Raw genomic sequence first — 18,954 nt, 5'->3', positions numbered from 1 at the left:
GTACTTACTTAATCAACTGGAAGTTCCCAATCCACGGCAACGGCTTCATGACCCCATTTGCAGCGTTAATAATGCCGATGATCATGAAGACAAAGATAGCAATCGCGACGAGCGGCGACAAAATCCAGCCTACAAACGGAATAATTGCAGCAACGATATTAGCAGCTAACGCAGCCAGGAACAGTACAAGCCCTTGATTCGCATGATACATCGCAAAGCGCGAGTTTCTCGCAGCAAGCAGGGGGACGAAAAACAAAATGTACGCGAGAATTGCCATCACTTTATTCGCCTGTACATCATTCGGATCGCCTTGTTGCTGTTGTTGATAGGACGGGTCTTGATAATTGGACATTATTCTAACCTCTTTCCTTCGTAAAATATACTACGATTCATGCAGAGATAATGAAGCATACGACGGACGGTATGTAAAAGTTTCATCTTAATAAAAGGCACCTTGAGTATACCATCCTCTACCGGAGATGAATACGGTCTGTGAGGCGATTTCAGCAAGGAATATACAAAGAATTTGGAAGGCGGTAAATCAAACAAACCCGTTCATAAAGAAACGATTGTCATTGGATATACAAAAGCTGGATGTTCCGAGATGAGCACATCCAGCTTTTTTGCTGCTACTTTTATTTGGGCTTAACTTATAAGGTTCACTTACTTCGCCAGCTCTCCAATCTCCTGCTCACTCAGCGCACGATTGTAAATATTCACCTCATCCAAACTGCCTTTCAAATACGCATCAGCAGCAAAGCGGCTTTTGCCCAAATAAGCTTCGCGGGTCATCAGATCATGCGGGTTTAACGTCATCCCCTCATTGCTGCCTGTCAGCTTGCCGTTAATATACAGTTTGCCGGTATTGCCGGACAGCGTGACAGCTATATGCACCCATTGACCAGTTGGCAATGCGGATGATGTGACAATGCTCTGGTCGGTATTGTTTTGGTGAATCGTAAACTGTACGCCTCTGCCTTGAAATGGCGTCAGGAACATAAATCCATTCATCCCGTTACCAAAATCGAAAATGCGCTGCCAAGCCGCGCCGCCATCCCATTTCACCCAGCTCGCAAAAGTGTAGTCTTCTGCATCGGTAATCGTACCCGGTAACTGCACATAGCCGTCCACACCGTTCAGTGTAATGCCTGCGCCGGACTTGCCATACACATCGCGCGTCACCCCATCGATCAATGTACCATCATAATGATTATAAGTGCTGTCGGTGACGGTCGTACCGCTGGACTCGTTCAACGTGTACTGGCTTAACAATGGGCCTTGCGCCTGTTCCAGCACGTTAACTTTGAAGTTTTTATGCTTTTTGGCACCGTTTTTAGTAATCGTGGCGATTAGCGTCACACGGGCATCGCCTTCACCTGCTGCCGGACGGGTCACTTTACCGGTATCAGAAATGATCTCCGGTTTGTTCGAATGCCAACTAATTTGTACACCGCGTGTTCCAGTCAGCGGCAAATTCAGATCATAAAATATACGATCCGTATCGCCCAGACTCAAATCTTGATCCACTGCCGAGACGAGCTGCTTGTCCTTTTGCACTTCGCGTTGACTGCCCCATACGCTCGTTCCGTCTTTGGACAGCGCGGTCAGTGTGAGCACGGTTTTGCCGGAGTCAGCATTGATTTCATGTAAAAAGACGCCGGTATATGCGGTTTTGCCTACCGTTATGCGTGCGGTATTGTTGTCTTGCAGTTGCCATGTGCCAGTCACAGCGCCGGTGATAGTACCGTCTGCGGTTAATGTTACCGATACGGCTTTGTGGAGGTCAGCGCTAATGTGTTTGTCCTGTATAATCCACTGGTAATCGCCTGGAATTTCATTAGCGCTCACCTTTGCCTGCGGGTTCTGCTCGCCTGCATAACGGTACGGCGCTACGGTCAGCCAGCCGTCTGCGTTCATAAACATCTCATGCGTACGCACTTGATGCTGCTCACCGCGTCCAGGGAAACGGGAATGGAAGATGAGGAAATAGCGTCCGGTTTGCTCATCATAATAAGCGGAGTTATGACCTGGTGATACCGCACCTGCCCCAGTGCCTGTACCCGGATCACCGATCTGACGCTCAAACTGATAGTTGCCGATAATTTTCACACCATACGGCTCGATCGACGCATCGTCAAACAGCGGCTTGGATGGGTCTGACTTTACATTAGTCATATCATTGCCTGCCGCATCGTAAAATGGACCATCCGGCGTTTTGGAACGAACGACACGCAAATTGTAACCGCCAGTTGCATCCAAACCGCCAAACGATAGGAACAGGTAGTAATCATCCGTTTGCGGACTGTACAGCATGTACGCGCCTTCGATCCGGCTATGATTGCCGCCGATTAGCTTTTTGCCATACCCTTGCTGCGGCAACGGTTTGCCTGTCACCGGGTCCATTTGCATAACGAAAATACCGCCTGAATACGAGCCATAGACCATCCACAACTTGCCCTCTTTATCGAAAAACACATCCGGGTCAACCGTATTCGGATGAATGCGTGCGTCGTAAATCGTACCGTCCGCGCTCGCCTGATTCCACATACCGGATTTGAGGAAAATCCCTTGATCACGGTACGGCCCTTCGATGTGATCTGCGACAGCAATGCCCATAGCAGAGCGTGGCGAATCGCCTTTGCAAGCGTTATAGTACATATAAAATTTGCCGTCGGCTAGCTGAATGACATCGGCTGCCCATAATGTGTTCGTTTGCGCCCAGCTTAGCGCATCTTTCAATTCGGTAGTTACATTCGGAATTAACGGATTGCCATCCGCTACGCCAGAGGAAATCATACTCCAATTCATCAAATCAGACGATTTAGCAGCAGCGAGATGGGAACCGAATATGTAAAATTCATCGCCCACCTTGATCACCGACGGATCATGGACAGAAGCTTCCTGATATACTGGGACGCTAGTAGATGCAGTCTCAGCGCTCGCTACACTGCCTAACGCTGCCAGCATCGTTGTATGTGAGTTGTTAGTAGATAAACTCGACAGCGCTACTGTTTTCACGTTATCGGCATTCGCAACTTGATTCGCCAGCAGAGGCGCAGCAACTCCGTTCGGAGCAGCGGCAAAGATCGGAGCAGAAGGCAACAACATCGGTATTACTAGTGTGGCGGCAATAACGGTCTTACTCGCTTTGTTACGGAAACGGGATGTCATACCTATCTTCCTTTCTCATATCGGTATAGGATCGGGTTCGTACATAAACAGGGGCAATTCGGAAGCGGATGAGCGATCCAAATGCTGCTTTCGAGCTTTTTTAAGCGCTTACATAAATGCGAGATTGAATATTGTTAACTTGGTAAAATCGGCTTTGTTCTATTTTTTGTATGACGTTAGACCTATCATACATGAACATTTTGCTCTTTTTCAAGCATTAAATTTATGAAAATGCGAATTATAAATGAAAATATAAACGTATCATGCATTCATTAATGTTTTTGTATTTATTTAATATAACAATCTTGCGCTCGTTTTCCGCTGACTGCTTTTGCAAGGCAATACAATTATGCATCGCCATCCTCTGTATACATCCGGATAAAACCGAAGCTCATTCAATATCGCATTGCCCGCTATACGGCATGGCAAACATCCCCTATCTGTGAGCGATCATGCCAGTTGAAATGCTTCGTCTGTATGATAGCGTATGTGAAGATAGGGGATATTGCGGAAGATTGTATAATGCCAACTTACTGCCTTTTGTAGTATAGCTTTATGGTGCTCTATTGTATGTTATTGCACGTTATAACATAGCTGTATAGCGCTCGATTGCACGTTATTGCACTTTGTAACATTGCCTTAATTTATAGTGGCGTATCGATAGATTGCATGGTTTAGCCTCATCTTATTGCATATAAGATGATCGATATACTGGATCAATTTATTGAATATATCGTCTTGCTCCGGCAAATTCCGTTTTGTAGGCTGGTGTATGGATCGAAATGATCTCCACCGTTTTGCCTGCTTTTGGTGAATGTATCATGTTGCCGTCACCGATATACATCGACACATGGTGCACGCTGCCTTTGCCCTGCTTATGCGCAAAAAACATCAGATCACCCGGCTGCAACTGATTCCAGCTCACCGCTTTGCCTTGTTTGATCTGCGCGGACGCATCGCGTGGCAAACGGATGCCGTGAAAGCTATATATCGTCGATGTAAAGCCAGAGCAATCAAACCCATACGCGGATATCCCTGCCCACAAATACGGCAAGCCGAGGAACCGTTTACCGGTCGCAATGAGCTGTGCTGCTGTCGGTTCGGATCGCTCTTTCGTTGGATCGATCACTTCAACTGCGCTCTCTTTGAGCCAGCCTGTACGACCATCCGGTACATGCACACCGACCCAACCAGCGGTACGTTCAATGATCGGCAGCCGCGTATTAAAACTCAATGTCAGCAGACTGGTGCTGCGATCGTGTCCGTACAACACCGTCGTCTGATCCGACACGATAGCAACCGGACAAGACCGATAGGCGGCAGCGTCTGTCACGGTGAGTAGCTGTGACTTGGGCATCCAGCCTGGATAACCGTAGCTGCTCTTGGGCGTCGCTTGACCGACGACCGCAACATACGCCCAATCGCCTTTCAACTGTAGCAACCGCAGCTCCTGTCCGTACAGCGCTTGTGTTTCCGTTTTGCCGGTCAGCCAGCGGCGCTTGTCTGCTGTATTCAGCGCTTTTGTCCATGCGTCCATATCGACCGGACTCGTCAACGATGGCGCATCCAATTTACGTGCCAGCCCGGGCTCTGTCCATAGTGTGGCGACCGCTACATTTACGAGATGCTTGCGTGCAGCTATATTCGTTTGGCAATCCAAATCTGACACTGTTTGACCTCCTTCGGCTGCGTGTGCGCTGGCAGGTAGCCATGCGCTCCATAGTAGCAGCAAGCTCATCACCCACAATATTAGCGCTGTCGCTGTCTGCCTGCGCAGATGTGTATTGCTCTGCTCGTTCATTCCATTTGCCCCCTTCGGTATGCTCCTGCTGTTAATCTTGTTTATCGTTTGGTTGCCCGGATTGAACATCTTCATCAAACCGAATACATTGAATCAATTGAAAAATACACGCTAATCCTAACGCCCCCCAGATGCCATGTGTATCTACGCCTCGAATCATCTCAGCCAGCGTGTACAGCAACAGCGTATTGCGTACAATCGCCACTACCTGGGTATGCCAGAACGCAAGCGGACGCCGCAATAATGGATAAAATAGTTCTGCTGCCGCCGGTTGAATGTAGATCGCCAGCATAAACAGTCCCGCACTCGTCCAGATCGAATATACGATCGCGGTCGTACGATGATCAAAAGCGATCAGACCGATCCACGAAGCGAGATAAAAAAAGCCATATGCCGCAAACGAAGCAGCCGCAACGACAATTAACAGTCCAAGTGATAGCAATGCAGTCATCGATACCCGATCAAACAGACTCGATGGGCGCATCATACTACTAAGCGGGTCTGTATTGTCCTTATCCTCATCATTCGCACGCGGAAAGCGGGCAAATTTCACATAGGAGAACAAACAAATCAATACAAAAATAATGATACATGTGCCGAGCAGATTTTTCTCGATATGCTTCCCGCTCCCTTCGTCCTATCCGCTACGATCCGTACTGTTCCCATTCGTCCAACAGATTATGTATTCCATACTATCATAAATATAAATCGCTTTCCCTTTTGTAAAATAATGGAGTACATTATGATGGCGAGTTTATGGACAAGTGTCAGTCTGATCGATCGGACAGAACGGATAGCCGGTCAATGATACTTGTAATCATCCATTTTGTGTAAAGTATAATGCTACTGTAAGGCTGTTTTCATACGCTCGCTGACATGTCATAATATAAGGATCATGTAAGGAAAGGATTGTACACCGATATGCCGCTAAATCATACTATTTATATCGAATCTGAAACCCAGCAACCGATGGATTTAAATCTGCTCTTTTTCGGTAAAGAGGAATGTTTGCCTGGACATGCTTGGGGACCCGGTGTACGTGACGCTTATATTTTGCATTATATTCATGCAGGTACAGGTCTGTTCCGACTGGCGGATACCGAATATCAACTGTCTGCCGGTGATGGCTTTCTGATCTCGCCCGATACGGTTGTGCATTATGAAGCCGATGCAACCGAGCCGTGGGTATATTCATGGATCGGTTTTCGTGGACTGTATGCCCGCACATTGATGGAGCGTGCCCAGTTGACACCAACTGAGCCGGTCTACCGGATGCCGGCAGGAATGCCGCATACGCTCGGCAATTTTTATGAGTTGCTGTTAGATACATCCGCCCAGCCTGCGGGTGATATTCGTGCGCAGAGCATTTTGTATGGCATTATGTATGAGCTAAGCGCACGCTTGCCTATGCCTGAGCGCAGCGCCGCTCGCTCACGCTCCAAAGAGATGCATATCCGGCAAGCGATCGAATATATCGAAAACAGCTATAGCCAGAAAATTACGATCCTTGATATTTCGCGCTCGGTCGGTCTCGATCGCACTTATCTGTCGAGCCTGTTCAAAGAGCGCTTTGGCGTATCATTGCAAGCCTTTATGCTGGAATATCGGATGAATCGAGCGCTGGAGCTATTGCATCACACAAGCTTGTCTGTTGGCGAAGTATCGCGTTCGGTCGGATATGATGACCCGTTTTTATTTTCCAAAATGTTCAAAAAACTTAAAGGCATGTCACCGAAAAAGCTGCGCAACACAAATAATAAATAAAACACGTAATATTGGCATACAACTACAATTATATTTGGGAATAATGTTCATACTCCCGCTTTAGAAAATCCAAAATAGCGGAAATAAATGCTTGAGGATAATCTGTATCTAAACTCGTCTCAAATTCTTGTATAATTCGCTCCATACATTCGCTTTCACTTTCTTGCTTCCTGTACAATAATTCGTTATCGATATAACATCTAACCCCTTCAATGGCAGCTCGGCGCTGATTTCGTAGTTTGTCTACATTCAAACCGAGCTGTTCAATTGTGACTCTGGCACTTTCATCGCTACTTTCTCTAGGTAACATTGCTCCACCTTCTGTAAATATAAATCTATGTTCACAGGAAGATTCTAATGGAGAAATAAATAAATTTGCCTCATACCAATTGTCCTTTTTTTGACCACAATGTGCCATGCGCTGAGTCGTATGACCATTGCAAGAAGCGAGCATATTTTCATAATCTAACTGGTATTGAGGAAAAGCCGATTGTGGTTTTAAATGTTCGATATGACTCTCTGGATCATGCAATGTATTTTCACAATAACAACATAATTTAGATTGTTCTTTCATCAATGACTGTTTAAGCAAATTTTTAAGAGAATGAACTCCTCCTAAATCTTTATACGTAAGTTTGTTGCCTCCTTTTCTTTTCCATTTAATAAACTCGGAAGGTTCTCTGCTTTTAAAAATTCGCCTCATTTTTAGACCTCCATCGATCCAATAATACATTTGCACGAATTAGTTCTGGCGTATCTGATCCTAATTTTTCTTTAATGCTGGCAACAAGTATAGATGCCTTATTCATATCTTTTCTACTCAATGATTCATCCAATAAGTCCAAATCTTGTTGAATATCTTTATTACGCTCAGACGCTCCCATATCTTCTTCCAGTATACGGTTGCTATCTTTACCGTATACATAGTGTAAATCTTTACTTTTTGTGCCTTCCTCACTCGCCTCTAAAAGATATGTTTTTAAACCATTAGCTTCTCCTAAAACTTGAGGGGAATGCGTCGTAAATATAAATTGAATATTAGGAAATGTTGTTTTAAAAGCCGCTATAATTTCTCGCTGCCATTGCGGATGTAAATGCAGCTCCACCTCATCGATTAAGACAATACCTTCGCCTGTTAAGGGATTAACTCTTTGGGGATTGGCGATAGCCAGTCTTCTTGCTAAGTCTCCCGCCATAGCGAGCATACATTTTTCACCATCTGATAGCATATCAACTTCAAACTCTTGATTTTTTTTGGAAATGACCATTTTTAAAGGATTCCTTTTCACTCTAAGATGTGAGAATCCATGTAAAAAAGAATAAATCGCATTTCGGACTGCTTCTAATTGGATATCACGATAATGGATATCTTCACTTAAGCGAACTTCATTCTCTAAATCTTCCCGATTACGAAACCACTCAAAAAACACTCTAAAATCCACTCCACTTTTTAAAGCTCCTTCCCATGCAGAAAAGGGATCAAATTCGTGCTTATTACGAATACGTAGCGGTATATCTAAAACTGCACGATGTGTAGGATAATATACAGCTAATGGGATATTATAGGCATTGTCATGTTGGTGTACTTGCGTCAATATAAAATCAGTTAAATGCTTCAATTCTTTATTATGGAATAGCGATTTGGATTTTTCTTTTTTATTTATAGTTTGACCGATCATCCAAGAATAGTAGTTATTTTCGAACTCAATGATTAAATTAGCTGTAAAAGAAGATGCTTTTTTTCGAATATCTTTATCGCTCATATGTTTTCTTGAAGCATTTATTCTTCTATTCGTAAGCGATGCACTCATGTAAGAAAACAATATAGATAGACATTCCAACACACTGGATTTTCCAGCTCCATTTAGACCGATTAATAGCGCGCTGTCTCCGTGCAAGTTAAATTTAGTTTGATGTATAGCGCGAAAATCAGTGATGCTAATAGAATGAATTCTCATGCCGAACCTCCTTTAAACTCTACATTATTCAGTTTTTGATTATAATATATTTAAACAATAAATTAATAAAACAGAAATTGTTTGATTTCATTATTAGCCTACAATAGCGGTGGTCGATCTTGCATCAACCCAGTCGGTGGCATACCCATCGTCTTTTTGAAAATACGATAAAAATAAGACACATCCTGATAGCCGAGAAATTCAGCGATTTCCGCCACTGTTAATTGCGATTCGGTGAGCAAGTATACCGCACGCTTCATCCGCTCATGATGCATATATTCGCTAATCGTCTGCCCGGTGATCGTTTTGAACAATGTTGCCGCATAGTTGGGCGTACGTTGGATCACTTCGGCAAGCTGCTCTTTGCCGAGCCGTGTGCTGTAATGTTGCTGAATATGGCGCTTCATCATGTCGACGAGTCGATGACGATCTGTTGAGATCATTCCGCGATCATATTCACGGTTTAGTTCTACCAGCAGCTGCAAAAGCAGCGATTGTGCCATAAGCTCATAATACGGTGGGCGTTCTTCCCACTGGATCGCAATTTGCTTTAACATGTCGTGAATTCGCTCATAGCCGCCCGGTTTCATATGCACAGGTTGCCGTTGGTGTAGCAGCGGTAAGACGGTTGACGGTTCAGCTATATCGCTGCTCGTTTGCGATTTGGCACGATCATACGCATACACATTTGCGCGGGCATCGTCTATCGATGCATACACTTCATCGTTGTCGTCAGCCGTTTTAGTGAAGCCGTTTAACAAGTTTTCAGCCTCACGATCATCCATGCTTGCTCGTATGACAAACTGTGCTTTTTCCTTGCTATTGTTATCATCCGGTTGGCATTGCCCAAGCTCACGCTCCACCATGCTGTTCGTATCCGTCTCCGGCTGTTCCATACTGGACAACGCAAAGCCGATCGTTTGCTTCGTATGCACACGTGTCGGAATGCTTTTGCCGTAATAAGAACATCCTGGCGGTAGCAATAACAACTCGCCTTTTTCCATAATGTATTTATTTCCGTTTACCCAGTACACACAATTGCCATAGGTGCACAAACTAAGCATATAGTGACCCCGCTGTAATGTCTGTTCTTCATACCAGTTCATATGGTGATCTTCCTGTACGTAGCGCACGTTCATCGTTCCTTATCCTTCCTTTTGTCTGCTTGCTTATTGTTATGAAGTCAATAGACTCATAAATCCGTACATTTCCTATCTTTATCGTACTATAGTCAACTCATCGTACCATATTTCATAGCGATCTGTGTGTATTACAGTTAAAATGAAATACATAATACAGGTTGTCAGTTCACGTTCCTTACCTGCCCGGGCGTAGGATGCGTGCGGACAGCCACCTATTTTAGAAGGCTGCCGGAGCAAATCAATTGCAGCCCATACATGCTAAGGAGGAACAGTTGGAATGCTGAGAACAAAAATTATTTGTACAATGGGACCTGCTTGTGATTCGATTGACATGTTAAAAGACATGATTAAGGCGGGCATGACCGTCGCGCGTCTGAATATGGCACATGGCGAGTTGGAAGATCATGTGATGCGTATCCGCAATGTACGTCAGGCGGCGGCTGAACTGAATACATTTGTCCCGATTATGATGGATATTAAAGGGCCGGAAGTGCGGATTGGCAAGCTGAAAGAAACTTCGTTCGAACTGCGTACCGGCAATAAACTCGTGTTGACGACAGAAGAAATTTTGGGCGATGCTGAGCGCATTGGCGTCAACTATCCGCAATTAAATCAAGACGTGCATCAAGGTGATCGCATTTTGCTTGATGACGGTCTGATCGATTTGACCGTGCTGGAAATTAAAGACAGCGAAATCGTCTGCGAAATCGTGAGCGGTGGCACGATTAAACCGCGTAAAGGGGTCAATTTGCCAGGCATTCATACATCGCTACCAGGTGTGACCGAGCGTGATGTAACACATATTCACTTCGGATTAGAGCAAAAGATCGAGATGATCGCCGCTTCCTTCGTCCGTAAAGGTGACGATATTCGCGAAATTCGCAGCATTCTTGCCCAACATCACGCTGAGCATGTTCAGATTTACTCCAAAATTGAAAATGCCGAAGGTATGGAAAATCTCGATGACATTATCGAAGCGTCCGACGGCATTATGGTCGCACGTGGCGATCTCGGGGTAGAGGTGCCGATTCAAGACGTGCCAGCACTGCAAAAAGAAATGATCGACAAATGTAATGTTGCCGGTAAACCGGTTATCGTCGCTACCCATATGCTGGAATCGATGCAAGTGAACCCGCGTCCGACACGCTCTGAGGTGAGTGACGTTGCTAATGCGGTATTGCAAGGGGCAGACGTCATTATGTTATCCGGCGAATCGGCTGCCGGCAAATACCCGGTGCAATCGGTACAAACGATGGCAGCGGTCGCACGGCGCGCCGAGACGATGATCGATTATCAGGAACAATTTTCCCGCAAAAGAGCGCTGCAATCGACTAACATTACCGAAGTAATCAGTCAAGGTGCCGTCAGCGCATCGCTGGAACTGAATGCCAAAGCGATCATTATTTCGACTGAAAGCGGCTTTACAGCGCGTATGATCTCCAAATACCGCCCCAATGCGCCGATTATCGCCGTGACGCACAATGAAGCGGTATTGAACAAAGTATGCCTGCTGTCCGGTGTCATTCCGGTGCATGGTGAAGCGGTATCGACGACCGACGAAATGTTCGAATCAGCGATCCGCAATGCAATCACGACCGGTCATATTGCTACAGGCGATATCGTCGTACTGTCCGCAGGCGTACCGATCGGGCAATCCGGTAATACGAATCTGCTCAAAATTCAACAGGTGTAATCGTACTTACCGATCGGCTAATAACCTTCTGCTGACACATAAAAACCGACCTTTGTGTATGTTGCGCAAGGTCGGTTTTTTAATTGATGATAAAAGTAAAACATGCCTGAACATGGATAGGCTCAGATGCCGATTGTCAAAACATGCAAACTGATTGCTTATACAAATAACGATAGCCGGTATACCTTTCCCTTATCCAGGTTGCTTCAACATTTCATCAGTTGGTATACGTCTAATGCGACGTGTCTATTCGTTGTTAATTTATGATTGTTTGTCCGTAGCGTGCATATAGGTTTCGTTCATCGTTAATATGTGCGTCGTATACATTAGTTTGACTCCGATATTTCAGTCCATTGATCATACTTGCTCAATCTGCTGGGCAAACGTCACCAGCGATTGTGCCATCCCGTTCATATCCTCCATCGATGCGCTAAGTTGCTCGGTCAGTGCCGCCTGTGTATGTGTCATCGCCGTCATACTGCTAATATGCTTCAAAATCTGGTCGATCAATTGCTTCATATCTTGCAAACTGGATTCGATATTTTCGGTGGCATGTGCGCTATTTAGCGCCAATTTACGCACTTCATCAGCGACTACACTAAAGCCTCGCCCCATCTCACCGGCGCGCGCCGCTTCAATCGCTGCATTTAAACCAAGCATATTCGTCTGATTGGCAATCTCACGGATAAAGGCAGACACAGTTTTCGTTTCTTCCGCGCTTGCGCCTACTTTATTGGCGGCATCGGTTGATTGTTGCTGTGCTTCGGCAATATGCTGCGCCTGTTCGCTAACCGACCCGATCGCTGTCGTCATTTCGCCAATCGATTGCGATAATTGACCGATCCGTGTGTTGATTCCTTGTGCAATCTCACTACGCGTCTGATCAAGCGTAATATCTCGCAACGTACCGGCAACTCGGCGTAATCTGCCTTCTGAATCACATATTGAATTGGCGGTCGACTCGTACCAGCGATATTGTCCGTCACGGTTACGAAGGCGATATTGTACCCTAAAACGTCGTTCCTGTTTATGAGCACTGGACATATAGTGCACAAATTCTCGATTGGCACGTTCCCCATCTTCTGGATGAATCAGCTCATTCCAGCTTGCTAATTTATTCGGAAAATCATGTTCATCCCGAAATCCAAGCGCTTTACGAAATTGAGTGGAATACCAGATCGCATTATCTGGATGCGCCAAATTACCTTCTACCAGAGTAATTTCCCACGGTCCCTCCACCATAACTTCATCGATTAAATTATAACGTTCAATCAAATTTGTCATCTGCTCATCCTGCTGCTTGCGTGCCGTAATATCGAAGATAGCTCCCGCCATACGAAGCGGTACTCCTTTTTCATCACGAATCGCTTTACCGGTACCACGCATCCAGCGAATGTCGCCACTCGGTGTCATAATGCGATACGTGCTGTCAAATGGAGTCTGTCCTGTGCGATCTTGCATATGTCGGTCTACAGCCGCCAGCATGTTATGCAAATCTTCCGCAGGCAAACACTGGGCAAAACCTTCAAAAGAATCGGGAAACTGCTCGCGCGTATAACCGCCGAACAACTGCCTTACTTCATCTGACCAAATAAATTGATTTTGCGGATTACCTGACTCTCCGTTAACGATAATAATATCCCAAAGACCGACATGCACTGAATCGGCTACAAGTTCCAGACGCTGATTAATGTAGGTGTGTCGACGCTGCAAACGATCAAAGATGGAGTTTAACACACTGCACAATTCAGTAAGCTCCTCAGCAACATCGGCGTAAGCAAACGGTTGTTGGTTTTCTCCTTCGTCCAATTTCCCCAAAAATTGCTTACTCTGTTCAGTTAACCATTGAATCGATGAGCTTTGCGTCTTACGCGATAAAAAAATAGACATTTTTCAGGCTCCTTTATAAAGTATTCGGGAAAACTAATGCTGTGTACCGATTTTTTTTCCCGAATACTCTAGCTATAGATTCATTGTCGCACGCATCATCGTTTATTCATAGGTTGCATTCATTGTGTCATCGAGACGCCATACGACTTTGTTTTTCGGTAATACGTCATTATCGGTATGCTACTGATCCGTACCAATGGTATTGTGCTCATTGTTCATCCTATTCCAACTTCGCTGGATCGTTTCGCTTGGATCGTCAGCATCGTTTATCGCTTTGGTCACCTGCTCCCTTGCACGGACAAGCTCTGTTACCTGCATCGTAAAGGACTGACTACGAGCGCCATCATCCATTATACCTGCTCAATCTGCTGCGCGAACGTCACCAGCGATTGTGCCATACCGTTCACATCGTCCATCGAAGCGCTAAGCTGCTCGGTCAACGCTGCCTGCGTATGTGTCATCGTTGTCATATTATCAATCTGCTCCAAAATCTGGTCGATCAATTGCTTCATATCTTGCAGGCTAGATTCAATATTTTCGGTTGCATGGGCACTGTTCAGCGCCAGCTTGCGCACTTCATCCGCGACGACGCTAAATCCCCGTCCCATCTCACCAGCGCGCGCCGCTTCAATCGCCGCATTTAGACCGAGCATATTCGTCTGATTGGCAATTTCACGAATAAAGGCAGATACATTTTTCGTTTCTTCCGCGCTTGCGCCCACTTTATTCGCTGCAGCAGTTGATTTCTTTTGCGTTTCAGCAATATGCTGCGCCTGTTCACTCACCGAACCGATCGCTATCGTCATTTCGCCAATCGATTGTGATAATTGACCAATGCGTTCGGTAATGCCTTGTGCAATCTCGCTACGTGTCTGTTCATGGGTAATATCGCGCAATGTACCTGCGACTCGCCGTATTCTTCCCTGCTCGTCAAACGCTGCATTGGCGCTTGACTCATACCAACGATAATGTCCCTGACGATTACGAAGGCGATATTGGATCGCTATCCGTTCTCCTCCGCGATGTCCGCTACTGAGCTGCTTGGCAAATTCTCGATTAGCACGTTCGGCATCCTCCGGATGAATCAAATCATTCCAGCTCGACAATCGGTTCGGGAAATCATGTTCATTCTGAAATCCAAGCGCTTTACGAAATTGGCTAGAATACCAGATCGTATTATCAGGATGCTGTACATTACCGTCCACAATGTTAATTTCCCACGGTCCTTCCACCATCACGCCATCAATCAGATCATAGCGCTCGATCAGCATCGTCATCTGCTCATCGTTATGCTTGCGTTCGGTCACATCAACCGAAGCACCTGACACACGAATCGGTACGCCTTGATGATCCAAAATCGCTTTACCGGTACTGCGTATCCAGCGAATACTTCCATCTGGCGCAATGATCCGATACGTATCATCGTAAAAGTCCTGCTCCGTACTTCCGCTCACATAGTTAACGATCCGCTGCATTACATATTCGATATCATTAGGATGAATATACTGTGCAAACCCTTCGAACGTATTCGGAAACTGCTGTAGTGTATAGCCTCCTAATATGTTTCTAAATTCATTTGACCAAATAAATCGATTGTCAGGATGATCGATCTTTCCATCAACGAGGTACACATCCCATAGCCCCACACCAATCGCCCCGGATACAAGCTCTAGCTGCTGCTTCAAGCTCGCTTGCTGCTGTTGTAACTCGTTAAAGATGCCGTTTAGCATACCGCATAATTTATCCAACTCTGACGGTGCATGTTGATATTTCAGTTTGGAGCCAGCCTGTCCTTGTTTGACCTGCTGTAAAAGCCGGTTCGTTTGTTCAGTTAACCACTGAACCGATGAAGACTGTGCATTACCTGCTGAAAGTTGTAACTGACCTTTTGAAAAAAATGGCATATAAATAGCTCCCCTTTGCAATAAATGGAATATACAAACGAAAAGCAACGGCTTTCACCATTGCTTTTTGCTATACACGATTACCGATTGCTAGCCATACGGATCGATAGTAGCTATGCAGTTGTTTAAATCTGCTGCGTCAACTCGGCAATCGAGCGCGCCATATGATTCACTTCATCCATTGAGGCGTTTAATTGCTCGGTCAGTGCTGCCTGTGATTGTGTCAGCACCGTCATATTGCTAATTTGGAACAAAATTTTCTCAATCTGGTTTTTCATTTCGCTCAAACTTTTCTCGATATTTTCGGTCGCTCCGGCACTGTTAATCGCCAGCTTGCGCACTTCGTCCGCTACGACGGAAAAACCGCGTCCCAGTTCACCAGCTCGCGCCGCTTCAATCGATGCGTTCAAACCGAGCATATTCGTCTGATTGGCAATTTCACGGATAAAGTTGGAAATGTTTTGCGTCTCATCGGCGCTGATTTTGGCGCGGTTTGCCGCTTCGGTCGAATGTTCCTGCGCTCCCGCCAGCTCTTGCGCCTGTCCAGTAACCGACTGGATCGCTATCGTCATTTCGGAGATCGATTGTGACAGATGTTGCATCCGCTCGGTCATCGCCGCCACGACCACTTCTTTATTTTTCTCAAACGTAATATCGCGCAATGTGCCTGCTACACGCAGCGGTATGCCTTTCGCATCACGTTTCGTTGCAGCGTGGACATGGAACCAGCGATATTCGCCATCTTTCTGGCGCATGCGATAATCGGTATCGTACGGTGTGCGCCCACTATAATCGAACAAATGGTTAACAAACAATTGATCCACATGCTCTCTGTCTTCCGGGTGCACATGATCGCTCCAGTTGCTCATTACGCTCAAAAATTCATGCTCATTAGCAAAGCCCAATATTTTGTGGAATTGTGGCGAATACCAGCTTTGATTTTGCGGATGCAGCAGATCACCGTCTTTGATGCTCATATCCCACGGTGCCTCCACCAGCGCTTCGCTCACCAAATCGTAACGTTCGACTAGCTGTTCCAACTGCTGATCGCGCATATATTTGTCGTGCACATCAATTAGCACACCGGTCACATGCAGCGGTTCGCCTTGTGCATTGCGCTCCGTTTCCGTAGTGGCACGAAACCAGCGGTACTCCCCTGTTTTCATCCGTAGACGATAGTGAGCATCAAACAGTGTCCGTCCGCTATGATCTAACAAATGACCCATAAATGCTGCAAACGTAGCTTCTTGATCTTCCGGATGCAAGCTGGACGACCAGCTATTCAGCACATTGGGGAAATCGTGCTCATTTTGGTAACCGAGCAGATGGCGCAGTTCATCCGTCCAGAAAAATGTATTATTAGGATTGATTGGATCACCATCTTCGATATCCATATCCCAAAAAGCCGCACCCATCGAATAGTGCATCAAATTCATACAAACAGACATGTATTTGTTTTGTGTGTGCAAGCGCTCCAGCGCAGCATTAACATGGGTCACAATCCCGGTCATAGTCGGGTCTTCCGTTTGCAGTTGCAGACGACTGGAAGGGTTCTGCGTCAGCTTGCTTGCAGTATCAAGCAATGGTTGCAACTCAGAGTTGTTACGTTTGGCGGAAAAAATGGACATCATATTGACCTTCTCCTTTGAATGGCTCAGCAGGCGAATGCCTTTTTGTTCTATTGCTGCCGCTTCTTTGAATGTTTACCTTAGTTGGCAAGAAAACTGCCCTGCGCAAGACCTAGTTTCATTTTTATTTAAGATAATAAATTATTCATAAGTATGATTATAGCTAGTATAGGCGTGATAAGGATACATACATTTCGGCAAATTTATGAGGTGAACAATCGCACATAGATAATCGTCCCCACCATGCCAAGGCAGATAGGGACGATGAACAACAGGGCAGAGCCATCCAAGATCAACGTCGGCAAAACGGCTATAGCGTCTATGCTCGAAATGAACTTATCTACTGCAAAGCTAACCGCCCCAGATCAAAAAAGTGAGCGTTTAAATCTGCTGCGTCAACTCGGCAATCGAGCGCGCCATATGATTCACTTCATCCATTGAGGCGTTTAATTGCTCAGTCAATGCTGCCTGTGATTGTGTCAGCACCGTCATATTGCTAATTTGGAACAAAATTTTCTCAATCTGGTTTTTCATTTCGCTCAAACTTTTCTCGATATTTTCAGTCGCTCCGGCACTGTTAATCGCCAGCTTGCGCACTTCGTCCGCTACGACGGAGAAACCACGTCCCATCTCCCCAGCTCGCGCCGCTTCGATCGATGCGTTCAAGCCGAGCATATTCGTCTGATTGGCAATTTCACGGATAAAGTTGGAGATGTTTTGCGTTTCATCAGCGCTGATTTTGGCGCGGTTTGCCGCTTCCGTCGAATGTTCCTGCGCTCCCGCCAGTTCTTGCGCCTGTCCGGTAACCGACTGGATCGCTATCGTCATTTCGGAGATCGATTGTGACAGATGTTGCATCCGTTCGGTCATCGCCGCCACGACCACTTCTTTATTTTTCTCAAACGTAATATCGCGCAATGTGCCTGCTACACGCAGTGGTATGCCTTTCGCATCACGTTTGGTCGTGCCGTTAGCGTGGAACCAGCGATATTCGCCATTTTTACGCTGCAAACGGTAGTCGGTATCAAACGGTGTCCGTCCGCTATGATCAAGCATATGATTCGCAAATTCATTAACAACCCGCTCTTTATCTTCCGGATGCAAACGATCGCTCCAGCTGCTCAGTACATCTGGAAACTCTTGTATAGTTTGGAAGCCAGCCGCTTGACGGAATTGGGACGAATACCAGATTTCGTTTTTCGGATTGACCGGATCGCCTGCCTCTACCGTCATATCCCACGGTGCTTCAACAAGTGCTTCGCTGACCAAATCATAACGCTCCACCAGCTGTTCCAACTGTTGATCGCGCATATATTTGTCGTGCACATCAATTAGCGCGCCTGTCGTATGCACCGGTACACCTTGTGCATTGCGATCCGTTTCCGCTGTTGCACGGAACCAGCGATATTCTCCTGTTTTCAGCCGCAGACGGTAATGAGTATCAAATGCTGTCCGTCCGCTGTGATCCATTAAATGACCCATAAATTTTGCAAACGTTGCTTCTTGATCTTCCGGATGCAAGCTGGACGACCAACTGTTCATCACATTAGGGAAATCCTGCTCATTTTGATAACCGAGCAAATGGCGAAATTCGTCTGTCCAAGAAAAAGCGTTTTTAGGATTGAGTGGATCGCCATCTTCGATATCCATATCCCAAAAAGCTGTATTCATCGAATGATGCATCAGATTCATACAGACGGACATGTATTTGTTTTGTTTGTGCAAGCGTTCCAGCGCCTCATTGACAGAGGTCACTACACTAACGATAGTCGGGTCTTCCGTTTGCAGTTGCAGACGACTTGAAGGGTTCTTTGCCAGCTTATTCGCAGCATCAAGCAATGGTTGCAGCTCAGAGTTGTTACGTTTGACGGAAAAAATGGACATAATATTGACCTTCTCCTTTGCACGGCTCAGCAGGCGAATACATTTCTGTTCCATTGCTGCCGCTTCTTTGAATGTTTATCTTAGCTGGCAAGTGAATACTTCTTGCCTTGCGAAAGACC

General features: G+C 45.8%; 13 protein-coding genes. 2 read left to right on the top strand and 11 right to left on the bottom strand.

What is annotated here, in order from left to right; all coding sequences use genetic code 11:
* Nucleotides 1-4: 4 nt before the first annotated feature.
* The 4 genes from U1I11_RS16775 to U1I11_RS16760 all read right to left on the bottom strand — a co-directional run bounded on the left by U1I11_RS16775 (nucleotide 5) and on the right by U1I11_RS16760 (nucleotide 5,525).
* A complete protein-coding gene (locus U1I11_RS16775; RefSeq protein WP_322907282.1) occupies nucleotides 5-352 on the bottom strand; it encodes a magnetosome magnetite crystal formation protein family in 348 nt (115 codons plus the stop codon).
* Between the two features lie 311 nt (nucleotides 353-663).
* A complete protein-coding gene (locus U1I11_RS16770) occupies nucleotides 664-3,171 on the bottom strand; it encodes a LamG-like jellyroll fold domain-containing protein (protein WP_322907281.1) in 2,508 nt (835 codons plus the stop codon).
* A gap of 721 nt (nucleotides 3,172-3,892) precedes the next feature.
* Entirely contained in the window at nucleotides 3,893-4,972 is a 1,080-nt protein-coding gene (locus tag U1I11_RS16765) for a C40 family peptidase (protein WP_322907280.1), read from the bottom strand.
* A gap of 31 nt (nucleotides 4,973-5,003) precedes the next feature.
* Nucleotides 5,004-5,525 (bottom strand): hypothetical protein, encoded by a 522-nt coding sequence (locus U1I11_RS16760; RefSeq protein WP_322907279.1) that lies wholly within the window; start codon nucleotides 5,523-5,525, stop codon nucleotides 5,004-5,006.
* A gap of 368 nt (nucleotides 5,526-5,893) precedes the next feature.
* On the opposite strand from U1I11_RS16760, the gene U1I11_RS16755 reads away from it, so the two are divergent.
* Nucleotides 5,894-6,736 carry an AraC family transcriptional regulator gene (locus U1I11_RS16755; protein WP_322907278.1) on the top strand — a complete coding sequence of 281 codons (843 nt, stop codon included), beginning with the start codon at nucleotides 5,894-5,896 and terminating at the stop codon, nucleotides 6,734-6,736.
* 28 nt (nucleotides 6,737-6,764) lie between these two features.
* On the opposite strand, the gene U1I11_RS16750 is transcribed toward U1I11_RS16755, so the two are convergent.
* From U1I11_RS16750 to U1I11_RS16740, 3 genes are all read right to left on the bottom strand, one after another.
* Nucleotides 6,765-7,439 carry a retron system putative HNH endonuclease gene (locus U1I11_RS16750; RefSeq protein WP_322907277.1) on the bottom strand — a complete coding sequence of 225 codons (675 nt, stop codon included), beginning with the start codon at nucleotides 7,437-7,439 and terminating at the stop codon, nucleotides 6,765-6,767.
* Entirely contained in the window at nucleotides 7,423-8,694 is a 1,272-nt protein-coding gene (locus tag U1I11_RS16745) for an AAA family ATPase (RefSeq protein ID WP_322907276.1), read from the bottom strand. Before U1I11_RS16745 ends, U1I11_RS16750 begins: the two co-directional genes overlap by 17 nt.
* Nucleotides 8,695-8,792: 98 nt before the next feature.
* On the bottom strand, nucleotides 8,793-9,833 hold the full coding sequence (locus U1I11_RS16740; RefSeq protein ID WP_322907275.1) for an AraC family transcriptional regulator: 1,041 nt from the start codon (nucleotides 9,831-9,833) through the stop codon (nucleotides 8,793-8,795).
* 280 nt (nucleotides 9,834-10,113) lie between these two features.
* Here U1I11_RS16740 and pyk point away from each other — a divergent pair, with 280 nt between their 5' ends.
* The gene (pyk, locus tag U1I11_RS16735; RefSeq protein WP_322907274.1) at nucleotides 10,114-11,529 is read left to right on the top strand and encodes a pyruvate kinase; all 1,416 of its coding nucleotides are present in this window, start codon (nucleotides 10,114-10,116) and stop codon (nucleotides 11,527-11,529) included.
* A 357-nt stretch (nucleotides 11,530-11,886) separates the two neighbouring features.
* On the opposite strand, the gene U1I11_RS16730 is transcribed toward pyk, so the two are convergent.
* The 4 genes from U1I11_RS16730 to U1I11_RS16715 all read right to left on the bottom strand — a co-directional run bounded on the left by U1I11_RS16730 (nucleotide 11,887) and on the right by U1I11_RS16715 (nucleotide 18,835).
* Nucleotides 11,887-13,419 (bottom strand): PAS domain-containing protein, encoded by a 1,533-nt coding sequence (locus U1I11_RS16730; RefSeq protein ID WP_322907273.1) that lies wholly within the window; start codon nucleotides 13,417-13,419, stop codon nucleotides 11,887-11,889.
* A gap of 350 nt (nucleotides 13,420-13,769) precedes the next feature.
* Complete coding sequence (locus U1I11_RS16725; RefSeq protein WP_322907272.1) at nucleotides 13,770-15,323, bottom strand: methyl-accepting chemotaxis protein; 1,554 nt, start codon at nucleotides 15,321-15,323, stop codon at nucleotides 13,770-13,772.
* A gap of 125 nt (nucleotides 15,324-15,448) precedes the next feature.
* Nucleotides 15,449-16,945 (bottom strand): methyl-accepting chemotaxis protein, encoded by a 1,497-nt coding sequence (locus tag U1I11_RS16720; RefSeq protein WP_416235632.1) that lies wholly within the window; start codon nucleotides 16,943-16,945, stop codon nucleotides 15,449-15,451.
* A gap of 387 nt (nucleotides 16,946-17,332) precedes the next feature.
* Nucleotides 17,333-18,835: a PAS domain-containing protein gene (locus tag U1I11_RS16715; protein ID WP_322907270.1), complete on the bottom strand. Its 1,503-nt coding sequence runs from the start codon at nucleotides 18,833-18,835 to the stop codon at nucleotides 17,333-17,335.
* Nucleotides 18,836-18,954 lie beyond the last annotated feature (119 nt).

The organism is Paenibacillus campi, from assembly GCF_034659835.1.
In the GTDB taxonomy this organism is placed as follows: Bacteria; Bacillota; Bacilli; order Paenibacillales; family Paenibacillaceae; genus Saccharibacillus; species Saccharibacillus campi.
Note: the sequence above shows the minus strand (reverse complement) of the source record. Positions and strands in the feature narration are given on the sequence as shown.

What these genes read in the sequence shown, in the direction of transcription:
- pyk (WP_322907274.1), top strand. Translation starts at nt 10,114, where the DNA reads ATGCTGAGAACAAAAATTATTTGTACAATGGGACCTGCTTGTGATTCG.
- U1I11_RS16730 (WP_322907273.1), bottom strand. Translation starts at nt 13,419, where the DNA reads ATGTCTATTTTTTTATCGCGTAAGACGCAAAGCTCATCGATTCAATGG.
- U1I11_RS16740 (WP_322907275.1), bottom strand. Translation starts at nt 9,833, where the DNA reads ATGAACGTGCGCTACGTACAGGAAGATCACCATATGAACTGGTATGAA.
- U1I11_RS16755 (WP_322907278.1), top strand. Translation starts at nt 5,894, where the DNA reads ATGCCGCTAAATCATACTATTTATATCGAATCTGAAACCCAGCAACCG.
- U1I11_RS16750 (WP_322907277.1), bottom strand. Translation starts at nt 7,439, where the DNA reads ATGAGGCGAATTTTTAAAAGCAGAGAACCTTCCGAGTTTATTAAATGG.
- U1I11_RS16770 (WP_322907281.1), bottom strand. Translation starts at nt 3,171, where the DNA reads ATGACATCCCGTTTCCGTAACAAAGCGAGTAAGACCGTTATTGCCGCC.
- U1I11_RS16745 (WP_322907276.1), bottom strand. Translation starts at nt 8,694, where the DNA reads ATGAGAATTCATTCTATTAGCATCACTGATTTTCGCGCTATACATCAA.
- U1I11_RS16715 (WP_322907270.1), bottom strand. Translation starts at nt 18,835, where the DNA reads ATGTCCATTTTTTCCGTCAAACGTAACAACTCTGAGCTGCAACCATTG.
- U1I11_RS16765 (WP_322907280.1), bottom strand. Translation starts at nt 4,972, where the DNA reads ATGAACGAGCAGAGCAATACACATCTGCGCAGGCAGACAGCGACAGCG.
- U1I11_RS16725 (WP_322907272.1), bottom strand. Translation starts at nt 15,323, where the DNA reads ATGCCATTTTTTTCAAAAGGTCAGTTACAACTTTCAGCAGGTAATGCA.
- U1I11_RS16775 (WP_322907282.1), bottom strand. Translation starts at nt 352, where the DNA reads ATGTCCAATTATCAAGACCCGTCCTATCAACAACAGCAACAAGGCGAT.